At 52.4% G+C, this 21591-nt stretch carries 18 protein-coding genes and 1 pseudogene; 6 read left to right on the top strand and 13 right to left on the bottom strand.

Annotation, left to right across the window (positions count from 1 at the left end; translation table 11 throughout):
* Window positions 1–112 precede the first annotated feature (112 nt).
* The 3 genes and pseudogenes from HYD27_RS07355 to HYD27_RS07345 form a co-directional block, all read right to left on the bottom strand.
* Complete coding sequence (locus HYD27_RS07355) at window positions 113–262, bottom strand: hypothetical protein (protein WP_219213099.1); 150 nt, start codon at window positions 260–262, stop codon at window positions 113–115.
* Between the two features lie 76 nt (window positions 263–338).
* Window positions 339–895, bottom strand: a pseudogene (locus HYD27_RS07350) (isochorismatase family protein).
* Window positions 896–2344: 1449 nt separating this feature from the next.
* On the bottom strand, window positions 2345–3340 hold the full coding sequence (locus tag HYD27_RS07345; RefSeq protein WP_219213096.1) for an aldo/keto reductase: 996 nt from the start codon (window positions 3338–3340) through the stop codon (window positions 2345–2347).
* Between the two features lie 662 nt (window positions 3341–4002).
* On the opposite strand from HYD27_RS07345, the gene HYD27_RS07340 reads away from it, so the two are divergent.
* From HYD27_RS07340 to HYD27_RS07330, 3 genes are all read left to right on the top strand, one after another.
* A complete protein-coding gene (locus HYD27_RS07340) occupies window positions 4003–4992 on the top strand; it encodes an AraC family transcriptional regulator (protein WP_219213095.1) in 990 nt (329 codons plus the stop codon).
* 119 nt (window positions 4993–5111) lie between these two features.
* Window positions 5112–6113: an oxidoreductase gene (locus tag HYD27_RS07335; RefSeq protein WP_219213093.1), complete on the top strand. Its 1002-nt coding sequence runs from the start codon at window positions 5112–5114 to the stop codon at window positions 6111–6113.
* Between the two features lie 103 nt (window positions 6114–6216).
* Entirely contained in the window at window positions 6217–6657 is a 441-nt protein-coding gene (locus tag HYD27_RS07330) for a DUF6376 family protein (protein ID WP_219213091.1), read from the top strand.
* 253 nt (window positions 6658–6910) lie between these two features.
* Here HYD27_RS07330 and HYD27_RS07325 read toward each other — a convergent pair whose 3' ends face one another.
* Window positions 6911–8029 carry a copper amine oxidase N-terminal domain-containing protein gene (locus tag HYD27_RS07325; protein ID WP_219213089.1) on the bottom strand — a complete coding sequence of 373 codons (1119 nt, stop codon included), beginning with the start codon at window positions 8027–8029 and terminating at the stop codon, window positions 6911–6913.
* 196 nt (window positions 8030–8225) lie between these two features.
* Here HYD27_RS07325 and HYD27_RS07320 point away from each other — a divergent pair, with 196 nt between their 5' ends.
* From HYD27_RS07320 to HYD27_RS07310, 3 genes are all read left to right on the top strand, one after another.
* Entirely contained in the window at window positions 8226–9869 is a 1644-nt protein-coding gene (locus tag HYD27_RS07320; RefSeq protein WP_219213086.1) for an AraC family transcriptional regulator, read from the top strand.
* 69 nt (window positions 9870–9938) lie between these two features.
* Window positions 9939–10946 carry an ABC transporter substrate-binding protein gene (locus HYD27_RS07315; protein WP_309242029.1) on the top strand — a complete coding sequence of 336 codons (1008 nt, stop codon included), beginning with the start codon at window positions 9939–9941 and terminating at the stop codon, window positions 10944–10946.
* Between the two features lie 151 nt (window positions 10947–11097).
* A complete protein-coding gene (locus HYD27_RS07310) occupies window positions 11098–11913 on the top strand; it encodes a lipase family protein (protein ID WP_219213081.1) in 816 nt (271 codons plus the stop codon).
* 81 nt (window positions 11914–11994) lie between these two features.
* Here the strand turns inward: HYD27_RS07310 and HYD27_RS07305 are convergent, their stop codons facing one another.
* From HYD27_RS07305 to HYD27_RS07265, 9 genes are all read right to left on the bottom strand, one after another.
* Window positions 11995–13305 carry an ABC transporter substrate-binding protein gene (locus tag HYD27_RS07305; RefSeq protein ID WP_219213080.1) on the bottom strand — a complete coding sequence of 437 codons (1311 nt, stop codon included), beginning with the start codon at window positions 13303–13305 and terminating at the stop codon, window positions 11995–11997.
* A gap of 322 nt (window positions 13306–13627) precedes the next feature.
* Window positions 13628–14455: a carbohydrate ABC transporter permease gene (locus HYD27_RS07300; RefSeq protein WP_219213079.1), complete on the bottom strand. Its 828-nt coding sequence runs from the start codon at window positions 14453–14455 to the stop codon at window positions 13628–13630.
* Window positions 14452–15429: a carbohydrate ABC transporter permease gene (locus tag HYD27_RS07295; protein WP_228745027.1), complete on the bottom strand. Its 978-nt coding sequence runs from the start codon at window positions 15427–15429 to the stop codon at window positions 14452–14454. Before HYD27_RS07295 ends, HYD27_RS07300 begins: the two co-directional genes overlap by 4 nt.
* Window positions 15430–15740: 311 nt before the next feature.
* Window positions 15741–16487, bottom strand: a complete 747-nt coding sequence (locus HYD27_RS07290; protein WP_219213077.1) for a DeoR/GlpR family DNA-binding transcription regulator — start codon at window positions 16485–16487, stop codon at window positions 15741–15743.
* 304 nt (window positions 16488–16791) lie between these two features.
* Window positions 16792–18537, bottom strand: a complete 1746-nt coding sequence (locus tag HYD27_RS07285) for a CocE/NonD family hydrolase (protein WP_219213075.1) — start codon at window positions 18535–18537, stop codon at window positions 16792–16794.
* Window positions 18538–18632: 95 nt separating this feature from the next.
* The gene (locus HYD27_RS07280) at window positions 18633–19046 is read right to left on the bottom strand and encodes a VOC family protein (protein WP_219213074.1); all 414 of its coding nucleotides are present in this window, start codon (window positions 19044–19046) and stop codon (window positions 18633–18635) included.
* Window positions 19046–19852 carry an HAD-IA family hydrolase gene (locus HYD27_RS07275; RefSeq protein WP_219213071.1) on the bottom strand — a complete coding sequence of 269 codons (807 nt, stop codon included), beginning with the start codon at window positions 19850–19852 and terminating at the stop codon, window positions 19046–19048. Before HYD27_RS07275 ends, HYD27_RS07280 begins: the two co-directional genes overlap by 1 nt.
* The gene (locus HYD27_RS07270) at window positions 19849–20472 is read right to left on the bottom strand and encodes a DUF1349 domain-containing protein (protein ID WP_219213069.1); all 624 of its coding nucleotides are present in this window, start codon (window positions 20470–20472) and stop codon (window positions 19849–19851) included. The genes HYD27_RS07275 and HYD27_RS07270 overlap by 4 nt, the downstream gene beginning before the upstream one ends.
* Before the next feature lie 201 nt (window positions 20473–20673).
* A complete protein-coding gene (locus HYD27_RS07265; RefSeq protein ID WP_219213068.1) occupies window positions 20674–21513 on the bottom strand; it encodes a BtpA/SgcQ family protein in 840 nt (279 codons plus the stop codon).
* Window positions 21514–21591: the final 78 nt, after the last annotated feature.

The following is a 21591-nucleotide window of genomic DNA, read 5'->3' as shown; positions in this document are numbered from 1 at the left end:
GTCTATTGCACATAGTGCAGTCACGTGATGATCCGCCAGGGTTGTCTGACCTATATTCTACAGATTTCAAGTCCAATCGATATAGTAGCTATCTGTACGCCAAATGGTCCAATCAGTGATACTTTTTCAGAGCGTTGAGAAGGTCCATTTCCAAGCCGCAAAAACCGAAAGCAAATCCAAGTGTGCCGAACTCTTTTAAAGCGCCGTGGATAAGCTCTGTAATGACCGCTATTTCCTCATCTTTCGCTTCTGTGATTTTCATTTGGAGTCACCTCGGTTGAATACGGTAAAAGACAAGCAGAAACGGCACCATCAAAGTGCCGCCTGCCGGGCAATTATTATCTATAAGAATCATGTACCGGAGTGAACAAGTCTTCCGCAGAACCTCGGACCACAGAAAAGTGTTCGACATTGTAGTGGCCATGCAGCGTCTTGTTATGATGCTTGATGATTAGTTCAGCACTTAAATCTTCGTTATCGTTGGTTGAATGTCCATCACCGACTAAGGTGACATCCAAATTGCTGACCGTTGCCGCCCGGACTGCGGTATCGATGCAATGCTGTGTCTTGCAGCCCATGATTACCACGTGCTCAGTCTGCCGTTTCTTCAAATACTCCAGAAGCCCGGTTCCGTGAAAAAAATTGGTTGCCCGCTTGTCAAAGACTTTGGCACCCTCCGGCTTATGAATTGCATTGTGAACCTGAAAGCCGGGCCCTTTTCCGTCAGCTACGTCCAGATCTCTTACAAATACAACCTCAATCTCGGCATCCTTGGCTTTTCCAATCACTAAATAATGTTCTGGAGCAGCTGCTCTTTGTTGAAGACTGCACTTTCCTTTTGATTTCCGTCCATTAACTCTTGCTGCGCGTCGATGATTAATAATAGTTGCTTCAAATGATTTTCCCCTTTCGAATGGCGGGGAGACGTTAACGGGTTATATCAGTTAGACGTTATCCCCAGGTGAATTTCTGCGCTAACACTTGTGTTGTTTCTCATAATATCTGCCTCCCAGGACAAATTGTCTGTACATCAAAATGTAATCCCCAGACTGTTGTAGTCTACCACAGATGTCCGGGATACAGAAATTACACCTGCGAATTTCTGCTTACATCATCTATTATGTTAACAGCCCCAACTTTTCTTCCAAGAACAAAACGGCTATGCCGTCCTTGACCGGGCAGCGCAGCTGTTTGCATTTCAGGTGTAAGGCTGGCTGCGGTTCCCCGGCTCTCCGGTTCCCCTGGCCGGCTGAAGCTCTTCCTCCCCGGTCCCTCCAGACCTTCCTGCTCGGCCTAAGCCCAAGTGGAAAAAGGAAACTTAATCCCTACTTTCCCTTTTTCGCTTACGTTAGCGGGAAAAAGGAGACCTAACCGATCCGTTTCTCTCACCTTACAGAGGAATACGCCTGCATTAAGCTGAACTTGAACCATTCATCCAAAGGGCAGCCATTTTAGTGGTAAAAAGGATAACTAATCCACCGCCTTCGGATCCTGGATCATCCCTAGTGGGAAAAAGTACAACTAAGGCAGCGCATTCGGGTTCCAGATCATCCCCAGTGGGAAAAAGTACAACTAATCCGGCTGAAATCAGCCATTTGGAGGGAGCGGGCCTCCATTAAGTGTACAAAATCCCACTAAAACCCTTTCAAGCCAGAATTCCAGCCCATTAGTGTTACTTTTTACACTTCGCTTCCGTTCCCATGAATCTCCTTGCGTTTCATCAGCGTTTTCAGGTTCTCCGGTTCCATTCCTATACATTAAATTACCTTTTTATTAAATTACCTTTTTGGCTCAAAACCAAAATCAGCGGTTGACGATGTGAATGAAGTCCGCTGCGGATTCAGAGGGTCCTTCCGATCCCGCTGTTAAAGCCCGGTTTCCTGATTGGAATAAGATTGCAGGTTGAATTTAGATGGAGCCAGCTTTTTCCCGCGATTCCTTTAAGACTTTTCCGTCCGTGTAAGTGTACTAATTCTTGCGAATTCCACTTCATTCACCCCCTTCCACTTCCGTCCCTGCCCCGGTAGCGGCCTCGGTCGGACCCGCTCTATTCCGCGCTTCCTCCTGCAAAACATAGAACCCGCAGACTCTGCACGGCTCAGCAAACTCAGCACCATTCAACAAACCCAGCACGACCCAGCAACTCAGCAAACCCAGCACCATTCAGCACGACTAAGACGCATTATAATTCCCCCCTAACTTCATACCGCCTTATCCACAATTGGCGAGAAGCATAATTTCCTAAACGACAAAAAAGCTCCTGCCTAAACCGGCAAGAGTTTTTCCTTGGAAAGGCTATGTCCAGTTCCTGACCGTAAGAATACCCAGAACCCGAGGGCCTGGCTTAACGGTCAATCGTCTTCATGATCCAATCGGGGTAACGCTGTCCCGCGACATTCTCCGGCATCAAGGCTGCGTCAAGTGCGTTCATCTCCGGAGCGCCCAGCCGGATATCGGCAGCAGCCAGGTTTTCTTCCAGGTAAGCCACGCGTTTTGTTCCGGGAATCGGTACGATGTCCTCCCCCTTATGAAGCAGCCAGGCCAGCGCGACCTGTCCGGGCTTGACCTCCATCTGCGCAGCGATTTCAGCTACGATCCGGGCCGCTTGCATATTCGCATCATAATTCGCGCCCTGGTAGCGCGGGTCGGAGCGCCGGGTATCATTGGCCGGATACTCCTCCGCCCGTTTGACCGCACCGGTCAAAAATCCCCGTCCCAGAGGACAAAAGGGAACGAGTCCAATGCCCAGCTCACGCAGAACCGGGAGAATCTCCGGCTCCAGATTTCTCTCCCAGAGAGAATACTCGCTCTGGAGCGCAGAGACCGGATGCACCGCATGCGCGCGGCGGATATTGGCGATGCCGGCCTCGGAAAGGCCGAAGAACCGTACCTTGCCTTCACGGACCAAATCGCCAACTGTGCCAGCAACCTCTTCAATCGGCACCTCCGGATCGACGCGGTGCTGGTACAGAAGATCAATATAGTCGGTATTCATCCGGAGAAGAGAGCCTTCCACCGCTTCGCGGATATGCCCGGGGCGGCTTGCCGTTTCGGCGCCGGCCTGCTTCCCGTCTTTGAAGCGGAAGCCGAATTTCGTGCCGATGATTACCCGGTCGCGCCGACCCGTGAATGCCCGTCCGAGCAATTCTTCATTGGTAAACGGACCATAGCCTTGAGCCGTATCGAAGAAATTACAGCCCAGCTCAAGGGCACGGTGCAAGGCCGCGATGGATTGCTTGTCATCTGCCGGACCGTAAGACTGGCTCATCCCCATGCAGCCCAGGCCGATGGCCGGCACCGCCAGCCCTTGGGAGCCAAGCTTGCGCTTGCTTATTGTCATGATCGATTCCTCCATTCTTATGGTTGCTATATAGACTTCCGGGCAATAAGACTCTCAGAGGGTTGCAGCGGCCGGACGCGGCTGCCAGCCCAGCAGGCGCTGCGCCTTCTGCGGGGTGTAACGGTAACGCCCGCCCGAGCATCGGTGTAATCGCGCGAAACTGCGGGTCGAACACAGCAGCCAGCCGCAGCACGAGGTTCGGCAGCTTTCCCTTGGGAGCCTTACTGCCTGCTTCTCCGAGCCTGGCGCGCTGCGTTGCCGAAATATCGTTCATCCATCTGGACGGGGGGGCTGCCGCACACGAGGCTGTCATAACGATGCGTTTAACCCCGGCGGCGGCAGCAAAACTATGCACCAGCCTGCAATAAACCCGCTGCCTCCTGTCACCAGAACGGTGCCTGAATGATTTGAATGGATCTGTGTCACTATTGCAATACCTCCCCCGAACTCTGCATTAGGACGATGAAAGAAATGTCTATAGGGCGATTATCGCTTAAGCAGATATCGCAGGCTTGACTATTACTGCTGAATAATTGCCTAAAGCTGCAGATTCCGGTATTTACCGCGATCAGGCAGTTTGCTTCCTGCCGGGCCGCGGGTATAATTTAGCCTAATGGCAACAATATTTTAACCGGAAGGTTAGCAGTCAGGAGGAATTCCGCATGCATGAAGAAGCACCAGCGAAGCATACTCAGGAAGAATATCGTAAGCCGCTCCGGGAGCAGGCCCTGAATGAATTAACGGCGCTCGCCAAACGCACGGCAGCTTCGGACGGACGTTACCAGACAGCCGTGCCGTTTCTTTCAATCAACCGGTACAGCCATCCGACTCCGCCGATTCCAGTGGTGCTGACGCCTTCATTTTGTCTCATCCTGCAAGGCTCCAAAAAAGTCCACTTCGGCCGGCAGATCATTTTTGCCCGCTCGGGCGACTTCCTCACCTCCCTGATTTCGATGCCGGGAACCGCACAAGTCAACACAACGGAAGATTCGGTCCCTTATGTCGGTCTGCGCATTGATTTCACGACACAGGAAATCGCTTCCGTGATTACGGAGGCTGGCTTGAAGATCAGCCCCAGAGATAAGAAGCTGACCGCAGGGGCCTTCATCGGCACAACCCGCACGGACCAGCTGGAGCTGTTCATCCGGCTGATGAAGCTGCTTGACATGCCTGAAGCGGAGGCCCGCTTTCTCTCGTCTCTGGTCAAACGCGAGATGATCTTCAAGCTGCTGTCCGGAGAATACGGCCATCTCTTTTTCCAGCAGGTGTTCTTTGACCAGCAGGCGGAAGGAATAGGCTCCGCCATTGCCTGGATTAAGGATCATTTCAGCCGTTCCTTTACGGTAGAAGAGCTTGCAAAAGCGAGCAATATGAGCGTCTCCGGGCTGCACCACAAGTTCAAGGCGGTCACAACCATGGGGCCTTTGCAGTATCAGAAGCAGCTACGCCTGCAGGAGGCCCGGCGTCTCATGCTGAGCGGGGCAATGGATGCAACAACTGCCGCCCTGGAGGTAGGATACGAAAGCCCGTCGCAATTCAACCGGGAATACCGCCGTTTGTTCGGCCTTCCTCCTCTCCAGGATATTAAATCTGTTCAGGCCTCCTTCTCCGCCGGCCTGCTTGAGCAGAGCGGGCTGCTTACCTTCCGTTAACCCCTTTTGGAAGCTGGAGCAGATTTGCAGGATCGGGCAAATATCCGGCAGTAAAGGTCTACTTTCAAACGATAAATTATTGAATAATATCCTTGAAAACAAATCAAGGAGGTTTATTAATGACAACCAGACAACATCCGATCAGCTCCGGCTTTGGAGCTTCTTCAACAACTGATGACGTGATCCGCGGCCTCGACCTGAGCGGCACAACAGCCATTGTAACCGGCGGCTATGCCGGCCTTGGACTGGAAACGACCCGCACTCTTGTATCCGCCGGAGCCAATGTGATCGTTCCGGCGCGCGATCTGGACAAGGCCCGGCAGGCGCTGGCCGGACTTAAAGGTGCCGAAATCGAGGAAATGGATCTGATCGATCCGAATTCGATTGACACTTTTGCCGCCGGGTTTCTGGCTTCAGGCCGCCCCCTTCATATTCTGGTGAACAGCGCAGGCATTATGGGACTTCCTGAGCTGACGAAGGACGGGCGGGGCTTCGAATACCATTTTGCCACCAATCATCTGGGGCACTTTCAGCTTACGGGCCGCCTCTGGCCGGCCTTGCGCCGGGCAGGCGGGGCGCGCGTCGTTTCGGTATCGGCCTGGGCGCACCGGCAATCCAAAGTTATTTATGATGATCCTAATTTTGAGCGCCGGGAATATAAGCCTATGCTAGGCTATGGGCAGTCCAAAACCGCCAACATTTTGTTTGCGGTGGGTGTGGACAAGCGCGGCAGGGATGAAGGCATCCGCGCCTTTGCACTCCATCCGGGCAGCATCATCACCGATCTCGCCCGGTACGCAACACTTGAGCAGCTTAGAAACTTCGGTGTTGTCGACGACGAGGGACAGCCTATTATCGACCCGGCCAGACAGCTGAAAACCATCAAGCAAGGCGCTGCGACGCAGGTCTGGTGCGCCACGCATCCCAAGCTGAACGGCCTGGGCGGCGTCTATTGTGAGAATGTAGAGGTGGCAAGCCTTGTCCTGAAAGAGGATAATGCCCCCTGGAAAAGCGACGATTCGACCCGTCAGGTCGGAGTGATGCCTTATGCGGTAGATCCTGAAGAAGCAGACCGGCTCTGGAGTCTGAGCGAACAGCTTCTGGGCCTGCAGTTGCCTTGAGCACAGCTTGGCCGAAGATAACTTTCCCGCAACCCGTTACGCTTCCGTCCGTATAAACTACGGTGAACCCGGCACATACGATAGCTGAAGAGGAGTGAAGCAAATGAAGAAATACGGGTTAAGCCTGCTGCTGTTCATCCTGCTGATTGTACCGGGCTGCGGGTTTGCGGAAAAGGTGGGAAACAGCGTCAGCTTCGCCGCCGATACAGCCACTTATATGCAGACATTGGCGGAATTCGGGCAAGAGATGGATTCGCTGGCCGCCGATGCAGCCGCAGATACGCAGGCTAGGAAGGCATTGACGGATAGGCTGGCTGCACTCAAGGAACAAATCGTCCAATATGCCGATCTTCAGGTTCCGGAGTATGCAGCGGAGCTGCACCAATCGATTGTCGGCTACAATGACAAGCTTCAGGAGGGTCTGGATCAGGCCATAACCAACCTGGAAGAAGGCAAAGCCGCCTTCGAATCGACAGGCATTCCCGGGACGGTCAGCCAAATCAGCGAGCTCTTGAACCAGCTCACCCGGTTGATCCCGCAATAACTCCACAAAATAATTCCACAAAGCGGGGCCTTGGCTTCGATGATTATTCAGGAACTTTGCGGGGACCCAAAACATATAAATTCTTATCTTTCAAGTGGAAACGGCTTTTGCCGTCCTTATAAGGACGGTACCCGTTTCAGCGAGAAAGATAAGGCTAATGTATAGAGGAGACATATAAATTATCTTTTAAAAAGTGCCCGAGGATATGTGCAGATGCCATACCCCGGACGCTTTTTCTTTTGCCGGCCGAGCTTTAATTCCCCGTCAGAATGTATTTATACACCTTGCCGTCCTGCACATACTCATTCGTGAACAGCAGCGCATCCCCTTCTCGCTTAATGAATTTCAGATTGTCTCCATGGAATGGAATGTCATTCGTTTCCGCATACTCCTGCTGCCCGGAATCAAGCAGCTCTTGGTACAATAAGGTTCGTTTCCCCGTGTTGCGTTCGACCAGCAGGAGAAGCCCCTTCTGGTTCGGACGGATCAGCAGAAAATCATCGTCCATTCCCTCCACCAGATACGCTCCGGACTCACCGCCAAGTTCGGCCATGTCTATTGCGGCGCTAACCTTCCCCGTCCCGTCTTCAATAAGCCGCAGCGTGTATCCATCCGTAAGCACCAGCGTATTGCCGTACATTTTTACATTATCGCCGTAGCGCTGCCAGTATCTCACCTTGTCCTGGCGGATAACCGCACCATCCTTGAGGATCAGCGTATACCACGCGTTGTTGATATGGGGTTCACCGTATACATCCGTGATTGTCAGGTAGACCAGACCCTTAGGCGTCTTTTGAAAATCAAACTGAAGCATATCGTATAGCTCCGATCCGAGTTTTGCCAGCAGCCGGGGGTTGCCCGCAGCATCAGCCGCATATAAGATGCCATTATTCTTATCTACGGTGTATGTAACTCCGCCATAGCTTGCACTTGCGCTGGAGAAGGTCTGCAGCCCTTGGGCAACATAGAGACTCTGCGCCGCATTCCAGCTTACCGGGGTTCCCCCCAGCGAACGGACCAGAAAACGTGCCGGGACATACAGCTGGTCTTGATGCATAAAAGGCAAGCCGCCAAGATTTACGGCTGCTCCGTCAAGAACTCCCATTGTGCTGCCTATCCGAACACCGATCTTTTTGTTCCAGCCTATAAACTGCGCTTTTTGATGTGCCTTATCCCAGCTTACCTGAAGCCCCGAAGACTCCCAGAGTCCGGCAGACACATAAGTCATTCCATTCTTAAGCAGCGCCGGGCTGGTGCTCTGGCCGCCATTCTCCAACGTGTACCTGAAATAAGCGGTTGAAGCCGCATCTGTCATCGGAGCCATAAGCAGTGAGGCGGCAAGCAGCGGTGCGGCGAGCCATTTTTTCACCATGAATTCCCCGTCCTCTCCCGGTTCAGTGATAACTTTGTGAATTCTGCAGACGATGTATAGACGCAAATCACGCCCATAAGTTTCAATTATATTCCACGGTTTGGAAACCGGCCGATTGGCGGACCCACGGCCTTGCTCTGAGGATCGTCAAGCCTCTGAAAAGCTGCTATACTTCAATTGAGAATGATTATCAAATATGAAAGTAGTGACAGAGATTATGCCTATCCTGCTCTCCGGTGCTTCCTTGCCGCACCCCCACAGCTTCCATATTCCCACGCGGATCGTTAATCTTGCCGGATTATCCGTCGGCGGAGAATCTGATCCCCGTCCTCTCTCCTCTATAGTGATGATTGTCTCCGGGGGCAGCGGCACCATCGAGCTGGAGGGGCAAGAGCATAGCCTTGCTTGCGGGACCTTGCTGAGCTGCAGCAGCACATTAAGCATTTCATTAAGCCCGCAATACCAGCTATACGGTGTATGGATTGAATACGCCGCGCTGCCGGGGCAGCGTACAGATGCCAGCCCTTTGAACAACGGCGAACCCTTGTCTGCGTGCACCTCAAAAGCCTGTTCGCTTGCTGCAGAGCTGCTGAAAGCCTGTGGGGAGCCGGAACAGAATAAACCGTTCGCCTTGCAGCAGCTGTTCTCGGAGCTTTTGTCAGAGCTGTACAGCAAAAAGTCGGAGTACGGCCAAGCCCCCGCACATTGGCTGGAACAAGTACTGCATTATATTGACTCGCACTATAACGAGGATCTGACAAGAGTACAAATGGCAGAATTGGCCGGAGTCAGCCCGGAACACTTCTCACGCGCCTTCCGCAAGGCGACCGGCCAAACCTTCAATGAATATATGACTCTGCTGAGAATCCGCCGGGCACAGCAGCGCCTCCTGACCGGTGCACCGAATTTGACTGCGGTTGCGCTGGAGGTTGGCTATGGCGAAGGAACCTATCTAAGCCGAAAGTTCAAGCAGGTCGTTGGCGTGTCTCCTGCAGCCTACCACCGCAAGAATAAAAGAATTGTTTCCTTGAATTTCAATCACACGGCCAGCCTGAGAGCACTGGAGATCATGCCTGAACTGGGTGTATATTCGGCCTGGATGGAGCGTCTCGATCTTGTCCCTTCCCAGCAAAAATTACGGTCTGAGAAAAACCGTGCCGCTTCGCTCTATGGATCAGTAGCCGCAGCACAGCCTGACGTTATAATCAGCTATGCCCTGCCCGCAGAGAGCAAGCTGCTGCTGCCGGTGGCACCGGTGATTGAGCTGCCTTATATGCGGATGGGCTGGCGGGAGCAGTTCCGGCAGATCGCAGCAATCGCTAACCGTGAGCCGCAGGCTGAAGCTTGGCTCAGCCGATTCGACGGGCTGTGTCAGACCGCCAACCAGAAGCTGGACGCGCTGATCGGTGCACGCGGTACAGCCATCGTCTGGGAGATTGGCGAGGAATCAGCATATTGCTACAGCAGCAGCTTTGGCCATGGGTGTCAGATTGTATACGGAGATTTGGGGTTCTATCCGCCTGGGGTCTTGCTTGAGCAAGGCCTGCTCCACAGCGGTTATTTGGAGGCATCCATTAAGGATATTTCCGCTTATCCCGCAGAGCATATTTTCATTACCAGCCTCCCCTCAACGCGGAAAGGACAGGAACGGTTCATGGCACTCCAGCAATCCCCTTGCTGGGGAGCGCTTCCCGCAGTTCAAGGCGGCCGCGTGTATCAGTTGAACCAGCCCGACAAATTCTATGGCTTCGATCCCTTATCCTCGCTGGCTCAATTGAAAACGATTATGCAGGCGGTAACATCACAAATTCACATGAGACAAAATCACATTAGGCCATAGCCTTGACCGGGAGAAGTCTGTAAAGTGTAATTGATAATGATAATCATTTTACATAAGGAGGCATACAAATTGACTAACCCGCAATACAACAGCACAAACCGGAGATACCGGTTCCTCCTCCCCCTGCTGCTGACCATGGCCATATTTGCTGCAGCCTGCGGAAACAGCACTTCCCGGGGAAGTGAAGCCAGTACAGGGAGTACCGCCGCAGCCCCGGCAGCATCGCCGCAACCGGAGCAGGCGGCGGAACCGGCTTCATTCAAAACCGTTACAACCATAAACGGGGACATTGAAATTCCGGTTGAACCGAAACGCATCGTTGCCGAGGAATACCTGGGCAGCCTGATTGCCCTGGATACCATCCCTGTCGGCGCTCCTGGCCTGACGCTGGAGAATTTATACTTCAAGGAAGCACTCACGGGCATAGCCGATACCGGAACCTACGGGAAAATGTCGCCCGAAAAGATTCTCGCACTCGAACCCGATCTTATTATTTCCGGTATGGCTGACAGCTACGAAACCTTAAGCCAAATTGCCCCTACCGTCATCGTGCCTTACGGGGACCTGAAAAATGCCCATGAAGAGTTAACTTATTTCGGAGAACTGCTGGGCAAGGAACAGGAAGCCAAGGCATGGCTGGCTCAATACGATGAACGCATTGCCGGAGCCAGGGCCAAGGTGGATGCGGCCATCCCGGCCGAAGCCACTTTCAGCATTCTGGAGCATACAGACAAAACCACTTACGCTTATGGAGACAACTTCGGGAGAGGCGGGCAGGCTGTCTATCAGGCACTGGGCCGCAAGCCGCGGGCCGAGGTTGCGGAAGAACTCATGGAGAAGCAGTGGGCAGAAATTTCTACCGAAATGCTTCACAAATATGCCGGGGACTACCTTATCGTGACCGACAACGGGCTGACTGTTCAGGACTTCAAGGATGACCCGATCTGGGGCAGCCTGCCTGCGGTCAAAAACAATCATATTTATGTCTGGAAAGAAGAAACATCCTGGTACTATGATCCCATTGCCGTCCTTTCACAAACGGAAGAGCTTGCAGCTTGGCTGGCCTCCGGACAATAAAAGCTTGCGCGATTAATCGCGCAAGCTTTTTTATACGGAAGGCAGATTTGCGCTATAAGCTTTTCAATCTCGGACTGGACTTTTCTCCTCATCGACAAGCACCGATCCTGCGCTCATGCATACATAGAATAATGGGAAGGACGGGATGCGAATGAGCAGCAATCAGGCTTTTGAAGAGCGGGCAATCTTTCTGGCGGCTGTCTGCGGACAGACCTATGTCCAGTTTAACAATATAGACGGTGCGTTTACCGTTCCAATGGGTTATTCGGTCAGCCACATAATTCATGCGAAATCCTTGGGCCAAATCCGGGAGCGCTTCGGGTTCATCCTCGAATCTCCGGAAGAGATTATTATCGCCTTTCGCGGAAGCAGCTCGACAGTCAACTGGATCTCCAACGCCAACGCCATGCAGAAAAAATTCAAATACATTAAGGAAGACTGCCTTGCGCACCGCGGCTTCACCGACATCTATTCCTCCGCCCGCAGCGGGCTTCTCTCTGCACTCTCCAGGCTGCCTTCCGGCAAAAGACTGTATATTACGGGCCACAGCCTCGGCGGAGCACTCGCAACCCTGTGTGCAGCGGATATTGCCGCCAATACCGAATATAACACACCGCATCTGTATACCTATGGTTCTCCCCGCACCGGTGATCCGGCCTTTGCACAAGCCTGCAGCAAGCATGTCCCGAACAGCTACCGCATTGCCAATCTTTTTGACGCTGCCGCTTACGTTCCGCCCTCGATCTTCAAGCTGCCGAACCGGGACAAACGGTATTATTACAGCCATGTCCAGACCTTCTGCCCCCTCTCCTTCCAAAAAGGCTCCGTCAGCCTCAATCACGCACTGGGCAGTTACTTCAGAGAACTCTCCAAGCTGCGCCCGGAATTCGCCCGGCGGCTGTGCTCCGCTGCTCCCGGATTCTGTCCGGTGACGGAAGTGATACCTCCGCAATCTCTGCAGGTCTAACTTTCCAGGGGGAATCCCCTTATCCGCAAAAAAGCATGACCCCTTCACCGCAATGAAGAAGGCCACGCTTCCGAAATCCTTTTACTTATTGAATTGATCCCATGCAGCCTGGAACCGCTCCAGCGTTTGTTCCTTCGTGATGCGTTCTGCCGCGTATTCCTGGAGGATGGTCCCCCACTCAGTAGTCAGACCTTCCGGATAATCATTGTAGTAATAAGAGAGTGTCTTGCCTGCATCAATGTATTCCATCATAGATGAGCCTATGGAGCCTACTGCCTCAGGAGTCGTTTCTACCCCTTTCATCGTCGGAATGAACTTGAAATCATTAACAAGCACCGCTTTGCCGGTCTCGCTCGCAGCCAGCCAATTCAGAAGTTTCTTTGCCTCGTCTTTCACCTTGGAATCCTTGTTCACCGCCAGATAAGCAGAGACCCCAACAAAAATCTTGTCATTCAGTTCCGCATCATCATTGATCGGCATAGGCATAACGCCCAGGTTCACATCCGGGTTGATCTGATCGAGCAAAGGCTGTGAGAAGCTGGAGCCCAGCGTTATCGCCCCTTCACCATTCGCAAAATCCGTTACCATCGTCGTATAGTCGATAGTCAGGACATTTTTATTGGCATTCTTGACTTCAAGCATAAATAGATCGAGCCAGTCCATGAACAATTGATTTCCGGTAATCTTGTCGCTGCCTGCTGTGAGATCAGCCAGGAACTTGACCGGATCTGCCTGCTTCGCTACCGGATTGTTCGCTTCGAAAACGCCTGGAGTATACCATTCACCGAAGGGGGGAATGAAGGCAGGAATCCCGGCCGCGTTCAGCTTGTCTACCGCTTCCTTTAAGGTTGTCATCGTAGCAGGCACTTCCGTAATTCCCGCTTTGGCGAAGAGATCCTTGTTATACATAAATCCGAAACCCGATATCGTCAACGGAAACCCATATACCTTGCCATCCACGGTAATATTGTTCAGCGTATTGTCCTGAGCTTCAGAAATCCAGGCTTCAGAAGAGAGGTCCTCCATATAGTCTCCCCAAAGGCCCAGCTCGCTCCCCCCGCTGTTTGTGAAAATATCCGGCATCTCTCCGGCAGCCATTCTTGCTTTCATCGCGGTTCCAAAATTGTTGTCCCCCGTTGCATCAATTTCCAGTGTGACGTTGGGGAACTCGGCTTCGTACTTTTCCTTGAGGACTTTGAACGCATCTGATGCTTCAGTAAGGTTGGTGAAAATCCGCAGTGTTACAGGCTCTGAAGCAGCAGCCTGGGAAGGCGTGGCATCGGAGCCTGCAGCCGTATCTCCGTTGGCTTCACTTGAACTGCCGGAGCATGCCGTCAGCAACATCAACAAGAACAACAATCCGCAAAAACCTGTTAGTTTCCACTTCCCCACCTTAAATCCCTCCAAAAAAGTAATGGTTTTGGGTTGGCTTACCTGTCGAGGGATGTTAGCTGTATGTAGTATATCGCTTCACAATCTCGTTTCAGCACATTATTCATTCATTTCATGTAAGAATAAGTGCCAACCTTATATTTAAAATTATAAGAAATGTATCTTAAATAGTCAATAATAATCACATAATGATTAATATTTTATTTGTTTTCATCAAAAACTCTTCATTTACATATTCACACCCCTTATAAACAGCTAAATCAGACAAAAAAATATCCATATCATAACAATTGACATGGATATAACATTGAACTCTCGCCATCTATCCCTTAACCGCTCCGTTCGTGACGCCTTCCATCACCTGGCGCTGCAGCACCAGAAAGAGCAGGGCAGCAGGGGCTATAGCCATCGTTAATGCCGGAAGCGCCAGCTCCCAATTTTTCATGTATTGACCGAACATGGAGTTGATAGCCACCGGTATCGTGCGAAGGTCAGGCCGCTGAAGCAGCAGCAACGGCAGGAGAAAATCATTCCAGTACCACAAGGTATGGACCATGATGACAGTTGCCGTAATCGGCCTGAGCAGCGGCATCACAATTCTTGCAAACAAGCTGTAGGGGGTACAGCCGTCGATTAGCGCAGCCTCTTCAATCTCCAAAGGAAGAGATTTAATGAAGCCATGGAACAGAAAAATTGCAAATGAAATACTGAGACCCCAATAAGCAATAACAACTCCCGCGATACTGTTAGTCAGTCCCATAGACTTCAGCACCTGCACCAGCGGAATCATCAGTGTATGAAACGGAATAACCATGGAGGCAACAAACAATGCGAACAAATAGTTGTTAATCCAGTGCTTCCTGCGGATAAATTGATGCGCAGCCATTGCGGCGAATAACGTAGTGCCAATATTGCTCAGAACCGTAATCAGCACAGAGTTGGTCAGAACCGTCGGAAAATTCAGCAGCTCCCAGGCATTCGCGTAGTTCTCCAGACGGAGCGAGCCTGGGAGGGCCATCATACCGGACAGGATGTCCCCGTTGGCCTTGAATGAATTACTCACAACAAGATAGAACGGCAGCAGGAACAGCACAGCAAGCAGGGCAACCAGAACCTCCAGCAGGGCATACCGGGACTTCAGCCTTCTCATGCTTCCACTTCCTTTCTCTTGGTGAAATACACTTGAACGGAAGTAATCAGAACAACAATCAGGAAGAATATGACCGCCTTGGCCGAGCCCACGCCCAGGAAGTTATCCCGGAAAGCAGAGTAGTACAGGTTCAGGGTAACAGATTCCGTAGTGCCGAACGGTCCGCCATTGGTGAGCGAGATGTTCACGTCAAAAATCTTGAGCGTAACATTTATGCTCCAGAACAAGCAGATGGTAATCGAAGACATGATCAGCGGAAAGGTGATCCGGCTTAGCATAACCCACTTGTTCGCACCATCGACCCTGGCCGCCTCCTTCAGTTCAGCCGGAATGTTGGACAGACCTGCAATGTAGATGACCATAACGTAGCCCATCCCCTGCCATACAGTGACCAGCACAACGGCCCAGAAGGCCGTACTCTCCGTGGCCAGCCAGGGAATCTGGAACAGGCTCCAGCCCGTCGAAGCGCCCAGCGCCTCAAAGCCCTTCGTGAAGATAAACTGCCAGATGAAGCCAAGCACCAGACCGCCCAGAACATTCGGCATAAAAAAGGAAGTTCTGAGGCCGTTCCGGAAACGGAACGGATTCATAAGCAGCAGCGCAACGAGGAATCCAAGCACATTCATCAGCACTGTAATCACTACCGAAATCCTTACGGTGAACCAGAAGGAACGAAGAAATTTGGCATCATCCGAAAAAATCTGAATGTAATTCTGCAGCCCGATAAAGGAATGGGTCTTGGATATCCCGTTCCAGTCTGTCATCGAATAGTAAACACCCAGCACAAAGGGAACAGCAACGGCAATCAGGAAGAGCAGCGCCGCCGGTCCGACAAAGACAAATTGGCGCAGCACCTCCGGGCCCTTCACCTTTGTTTTGAAAAGAGACAGCAAACGTCCGCCATGCAGCTCAAGCCCTCGGCGGCTTCGAGCTGCCATTACATTCTCCAGCTCTTTCCGGTTCTGTTCAGCCATGAGCAATCCACCTCCAATATAGTTCCCGTTGATAATGTAATAAAACATGACATTGTATCGAAGACTACCTTTCATATTATATCGAATTATAGGTCACACATTAATTGCAGTCAATATTTATTTATAATTTAATCAATAATAATCATTATCTGAAACTATTTGATCAATTATTTATATTTTAAGTAACTTTTTTTGTTATGTTTATGTTATATATAAGCTTTTGAACACAAAAAAGCGAAACATCCGCAAGCCATCGGCCCACTCCGTTCCGCAGAAAACCTTTCCGTATTCTATTATTGTCCGCGCCGCCTCTATACCAAAGTAATATTCGAATGGAACCGGAGACGTTCCCGTTCATCCTTTTCCGGAATATTGGTCACAATCTCATCGATCTCTTCATACTCGCACACCTTGACGAGTGAAGCGTTATCAAACTTTGAAATATCGGCAAGGGCGATAACCTTCTTCGAGCGCTGAATGATGAGCCGCTTCATCTCGACCTCATCGAGAATATAATCCGTAGGACCGTTCTCTTCATTAAATCCGCCAAGCCCCATAAAGAAATAATCGAAATTAAATTGCCGGATCATATCCATAGCCAGATTGCCTACCATTGACTGCTCGGATTTGCGGAGATGACCCCCAATGACATAAATGTCATGCAGACTTCTTGTCAGGACAAACGCCACAGGCATGGAATAAGTAAAGACTGTCAGGTTCTCCAGCTTCAGCAGCTCCTTGGCAAGCTCTACGGTTGTCGTCCCCGCATCCAGTGCGATTACATCCCCCGGCTTGACGAGACTGGCAGCGTACTTGGCGATGTTCCGCTTCAGCTCATGATTCTGGTTCTGCCGCTGGGTGAACAGCGGCTCCACACCAAGCCCGGGCAAAGATGCCCCCCCTCGCTCCCGCAGAATCAGCCCTTTGCGTTCCATGGCAATCAGATCGCGTCTTACGGTAGGCTCGGACACCTGAAGCAGCCTGGCCAGCTCCTCGATCTTAAGCGGGGACTTGTCCTGCAGTAACTTGATAATTTCCTTTTCACGGGAACTCGTCATAAGAAAACCTCTCTCCAGACATTAATAGACACAATATAACACGGAACTGATCAGATAGACATATATGCCGCTCTTTTGCGGCACTTCAGACGATGACATTTCATTATTCCAGTATAGAATACAAAATACTGTAATTATTTTGAAAGTTTATGAATAAAATTATACACAATCAGTAAAAGCAGATCAATATTTTTCATTATTCGTTCAAAAAGCATCCCAAAAAGCGCCTCTAAGCCGCTTCCGACTTAAAAGGCGCTATGCGCGTCAAACTGCCGTTATGTTCCCCCGGCACCATAGGCCCGTATTATCCCAAAGGAATTTCAATCCAGGCGTTATGCTCCGCCCCCGTAAGTAGAGTCTGGTTAGCAGCGCGGAACTCTTGCTGCAGCGCCCAGTTGCCGGCGTGATTGGAGTGCAGGTGATAGGCAGGGAAGTTGGATGAGGATATATCCACTCTAAGCCTGGAACCGGCGGACAGGGTCCAGGCCACGGGCCACAGCTCTATCTCAAGACCGGCAGTATCTCCCGGTACATAGTCCTGTGGAGAACCGGCTCCGTTGCGGTAAGCAAGAGTGGTGATTCCGTCACGAATATTATAAGCGCCTCCATCCCCCTTCATCTCGGATACCTTGACCGTAAACGCCGTGTCCACCGCATCGGACCGGACACTCAGACAGGCTCTGATTGCACCCGCTATAGCAAGCTCATCATGAAACGGCTCTGTAACGAATGTTATAATATCCTCCCTTTCGCCCGGGGCAAGCTGCAGTACACTCGCCGGCCTGCTTCCCCCAAAGGCTGGATTAATCCAGGCCAACAAGGCATCGCCGCCCAGCGTGCGGACCGGCTTACGGGGATCATACCGGAACGTTATCCGCCCTTCACCGCCCGGTTTATCCATAAGCTTCAACGCTCCGTCCACAACGGAGCCCCCGGAGTCCATATGCAGCTTAAGGGTTTTATCCCGCCTTCCCCAATCGGTCCAGGCCCGCCATCCGTCATCTCCTACCACATAAGTATCCACCACACCTGTGCTGTAAGCATACGGCTTGCCCTTTAGCTGGTGGTCGAACCAGAGTATCGCTTCGCGCAGCGGACTAGATTCAGCATTGCCCATTTCCAGATCTCCTGCGGTTTGCAGCGTATGAACCCAGGGTCCGATCACAAAGCGGCTTGCGCTTTTCACCTGATCAGGCAGCCCTTCATATGCACACATCATCCCGTCCAGATGATGGTCGAACCAGCCTCCGAACAGATATAACGGCACACTGACCAGTCCAGGCATTGCCTGCAGCCCCGACCACGGCTCCACATCCCATGCTGCGGCATCCGCTCCCGGACTCAGCAGCCATTCACGGTACCAGGGCAGCTCCTGTCCAATACTGGCAGCATCGGCTTCGATATGCGGTACATGCTGAAGCATGCTCCGGTATACGCCTCCGGGATCAGCCAGCGGTGCGGCTCCATTATTTTGTACAGCCCAGAACGTGTATATTTCATGGCGAAACATACCGTTCATGTACATTTGCCGGTGCCGTTCCGTACCGAATACGCCAATGAACAAGGTCTTCACCTCCGGAGGCAGGCGGTCAGCCAAGATCCACTGCACGAAACCTCCGTAAGACTGGCCATTCATAGCCATACTGCCGTTCATCCATGACTGCTCTATGATCCAATGAATGACATCAAGCCCATCATTGCGCTCGTTCTCGAACGGCTCCCACCTTCCTTCAGAACCTCCTGTGCCCCGGCAATCCTGCAAAACGGCGGCATAACCGTACTTCGTCCATTCCCAGGCCGCAAGCTCAGCTACCGGGTGCATGTCAGGATAGGGATTCCGTTCCAGTATGACCGGCCATGGCCCGGTCCCGGCGGGGACATAGATCCTCGTGTTCAGCTTAGTCCCGTCACGGACTGGAACCATAACCTCGGTCATGCCGCCGCAAAGATGGGTTGGCGGAAGCTCATCCTCCACCAGTTCATATTGCCGCTGTATCATTCGGATGTATCCCGCATACGAATCTTCGTTGTTCTTATTGTCCGATTCCATCGATCTCCTCCATTCCGCAAACGGCAAACTGATGATACCCTCACAGAAATTCCAGCCCCGGCGATAAGTAATGCATATTCTGCTTCTATATATATCTATACTTCAGCGCACTCCGCGACCAGCCGGACTCCAATCTCGGACGGATCGCGAAAACGCAGTCCGTCTTCCCCGGCCGTCAGCTCTACGCCCGCTGTCCGCAGCCGTGCGGCCAGAGCCTCCAGCTCCGTCTCTCCGGGAAGCACAATCGTATATTCCTTCAGACCGGCGGCATGCTCCGGCGGCGTCGGCGCTCCGGGACCCGCCCAGATGTTCAGCCCGAGATGATGGTGATACCCGCCGGGAGCTACGAACAGGGCGGAAGGCCCATAATGAAGCGTAGCTGCGAAGCCCATCACTCCACAATAGAACCTTTCCGCGTGGCGCATCCCCTTAACATGCAGATGCAAATGCCCGATTGCCGTGTCCGGAGGCAGGCCGGCAAACTCCCGGCAAAATGTACCCCACCGCATTAGCCCCCTTCACCCGCAGCTATATATACGGACGGTGCTGCATCCTCATCACCGGGAACACGAATTTCTTCAAGCGAGTCCAGGATGATATCCGCAAAGGGCAGCATTTTCAGCTTCATGGCCGGATCATCGGGGATGCCGATTCCGATGCAGCCCGCTGCACGCGCCATCTGCACATCCACAAAAGAATCACCTACCATGGCAATTCTGGCAGGCATCGTCCCTGTAAGCTCCGCAACCCGCTCCAGCATATCGGGATTCGGCTTGCCGCGCTTCACATCCTTCGGTGTGACAATGAAGCGGGTCCGCCCAGACTGGCCGAACTGCTCAAGCGAGACCAGCGTGCGGCTCAGATCATCGGAGGTTGCAATACCATAAGCAAGCCCCGCCCGTTCAAGGCGGTCGAAGATAAACGGGAAGCCGGATTTAGGCCGCAGCGCACCGGCAAGGTCAAACCCGGCGTCCGATTGCTTAAATACAGCTTGCGCACGGCTTCGGCACTCCCCCCAGTCAAGACCTGTAAAGGAACGGATTACGGAAGCCGTAACTACGATTTCCTCCTCAGGGGACGCCAGTGCAAAGATCCCGTCCGGGTCCGCCCCGTCTAGCTCTTCATGTGCAGTGCGCACCCCGAACAGGCGGCACCATTCCGCGGCCCCCTCGGACCCGATCACTTCGGTGAGCACCTGCAGCCGGGCATAGGCAAGCATCTTCCAGAAATGCCGGGAGTCGAACAGCAGACCGTCCTTATCGAAAACAACAACATCAACATCACAGGCCTGGCCGCCGGCATATAGAATTGTCATGAAGGCTCCCCCGCCATGCCGATAATCCGGACATCCCGTTCCCTGTTCTTCAGCACACGGAAGGAGCGGAAGCTTCCTGTGCATTCAGGACCGGACGGCGACTGCACGACCAGCCCCACCTTGACCGTCTCCGGCATTTCCTGCCGGAAATAGCGGACAACAGACCAGTCGGCTCCGTTTTCCGAGCTGTGGAAGGCAAAAACGTTATCATACCGCGATAATCGCAAATAAGGCTCCTGCGCAGCCACCCTCCCGGAGATACAATCATCCGACCGCTCCCGGGTTATGACGGTTACAATCGAAGGCTCAGTATTCATGTGCTCAAAGCAAATTTTAGCCCAATTAGCCTCCGTATCGAACATCATGAGACAGATTGAATCGCACTGCGCCTTCATTTCCACACCAACCTGTACCTGAACGGCAAAATTCCCGGCAAGCTCCGTATATGCGAATGGCGCAGTCGCCACCTTGCTTTCATTCTGCGGATCATTGAAGAAATCCTCCGCCTGTGTTGCCGTCATCTTCAGCACCCCATTCTCAAGCTGCCAGTGCCGGGGCTCATTCATCCATTCCCAAGCCGTGCCGGTGAGTGCGGCCAGCCCGCTCAACCCATTCCCCATAACCATCCACCCTCCACATGAACCAGAGTATAAGCGCCTGCCCCCGCTTAATCGCGGAAGCAGGCAGCAAGCAGAACCGTCTTAGACTGCGACGAAATAAAGTACCGCTAATTTCCTCGCAGCCCCTTAGATGCCGATCGTGAAGCACTGCTATAATTGCAGCCCCTATTTCATACCAGGCATTCGTTTCGCCGTCCCGCCCTAGACGAGGGTAGTTCTGGCTTCTTCCAGAACGCCCTTTCTGAACTGCTTAACCTTGTTCATGAAGGCGGCAACCCGCTGGACATCCACATGATTTTCAAAGATGCCTTCATATTTGAAGGTCGTCCCCACAACCGCACCGTCGGCTACAGACAATTGGGTCTCCACGGAGTCCAGGCGCATGCCTGTATTCGCCAGCACAACCGTCCCCGGAACAGCGTCCTTCACGAGCCGCAAAGTCTGGGAATCTGTTGGTGCGCCTGCGGTTAACCCGGATACACAAAGCGCATCCGGCCGGTTGTTGAACACCGTCGTTCTGGCAATGCTGCTGACCTCGCGGTGGGCCAGGTATTGCGCAGCCTCAGGCACAATGTTATACAGCAGCTTCACACCGGACGCTCCGATCCGGTGCTGATGGCGGATGGTTTCACCGACATTCGTATTCCAGAGGCCGAAGTCGCTGGCATATACCCCGGAGAAAATCTCGCGCACGAACTTGGCTCCGGTGGCAGCAGCCAGATCCAGCGATTTTCTGGCATCCCAGAGCACATTTACTCCGAACGGCACACGGATCATCGGCATCAGCTCCCCGATGATCCGGGCCATCGCAGCCACCGTCTCAGTCTTGACATCCGTAAGATAAGGCAGGCTGAATTCGTTGGAGAACATGACTGCATCCACACCGCCATCCTGCAGTGCCATGAGGTCTTTTTTTGCCCACTCCACCACATCCTCCATCCCCTTCTCGGGATTGAACCCGGGATCACCGGGCAGCGCATTTAAGTGGCACATGGCAATAATCGCTTTCTCGGTTCCGATTACCTCTTTTAACCAAGTCATTGGCACTCTCTCCTTATCGGTCATGTTAGTAAAATATCAGCATGTCGTTGCTATTGTTGAACGTTGCCTGCACCTCTC

It is taken from the genome of Paenibacillus sp. S150 (assembly GCF_019352175.1).
Taxonomy (GTDB): Bacteria; Bacillota; Bacilli; order Paenibacillales; family Paenibacillaceae; genus Paenibacillus_AQ.
Note: the sequence above shows the minus strand (reverse complement) of the source record. Positions and strands in the feature narration are given on the sequence as shown.

Coding starts and splice junctions, on each gene's coding strand:
- HYD27_RS07355 (WP_219213099.1), bottom strand. CDS start 262: ATGAAAATCACAGAAGCGAAAGATGAGGAAATAGCGGTCATTACAGAG.
- HYD27_RS07345 (WP_219213096.1), bottom strand. CDS start 3,340: ATGACAATAAGCAAGCGCAAGCTTGGCTCCCAAGGGCTGGCGGTGCCG.
- HYD27_RS07340 (WP_219213095.1), top strand. CDS start 4,003: ATGCATGAAGAAGCACCAGCGAAGCATACTCAGGAAGAATATCGTAAG.
- HYD27_RS07335 (WP_219213093.1), top strand. CDS start 5,112: ATGACAACCAGACAACATCCGATCAGCTCCGGCTTTGGAGCTTCTTCA.
- HYD27_RS07330 (WP_219213091.1), top strand. CDS start 6,217: ATGAAGAAATACGGGTTAAGCCTGCTGCTGTTCATCCTGCTGATTGTA.
- HYD27_RS07325 (WP_219213089.1), bottom strand. CDS start 8,029: ATGGTGAAAAAATGGCTCGCCGCACCGCTGCTTGCCGCCTCACTGCTT.
- HYD27_RS07320 (WP_219213086.1), top strand. CDS start 8,226: ATGAAAGTAGTGACAGAGATTATGCCTATCCTGCTCTCCGGTGCTTCC.
- HYD27_RS07310 (WP_219213081.1), top strand. CDS start 11,098: ATGAGCAGCAATCAGGCTTTTGAAGAGCGGGCAATCTTTCTGGCGGCT.
- HYD27_RS07300 (WP_219213079.1), bottom strand. CDS start 14,455: ATGAGAAGGCTGAAGTCCCGGTATGCCCTGCTGGAGGTTCTGGTTGCC.
- HYD27_RS07295 (WP_228745027.1), bottom strand. CDS start 15,429: ATGGCTGAACAGAACCGGAAAGAGCTGGAGAATGTAATGGCAGCTCGA.
- HYD27_RS07290 (WP_219213077.1), bottom strand. CDS start 16,487: ATGACGAGTTCCCGTGAAAAGGAAATTATCAAGTTACTGCAGGACAAG.
- HYD27_RS07285 (WP_219213075.1), bottom strand. CDS start 18,537: ATGGAATCGGACAATAAGAACAACGAAGATTCGTATGCGGGATACATC.
- HYD27_RS07280 (WP_219213074.1), bottom strand. CDS start 19,046: ATGCGGTGGGGTACATTTTGCCGGGAGTTTGCCGGCCTGCCTCCGGAC.
- HYD27_RS07275 (WP_219213071.1), bottom strand. CDS start 19,852: ATGACAATTCTATATGCCGGCGGCCAGGCCTGTGATGTTGATGTTGTT.
- HYD27_RS07270 (WP_219213069.1), bottom strand. CDS start 20,472: ATGGGGAATGGGTTGAGCGGGCTGGCCGCACTCACCGGCACGGCTTGG.
- HYD27_RS07265 (WP_219213068.1), bottom strand. CDS start 21,513: ATGACTTGGTTAAAAGAGGTAATCGGAACCGAGAAAGCGATTATTGCC.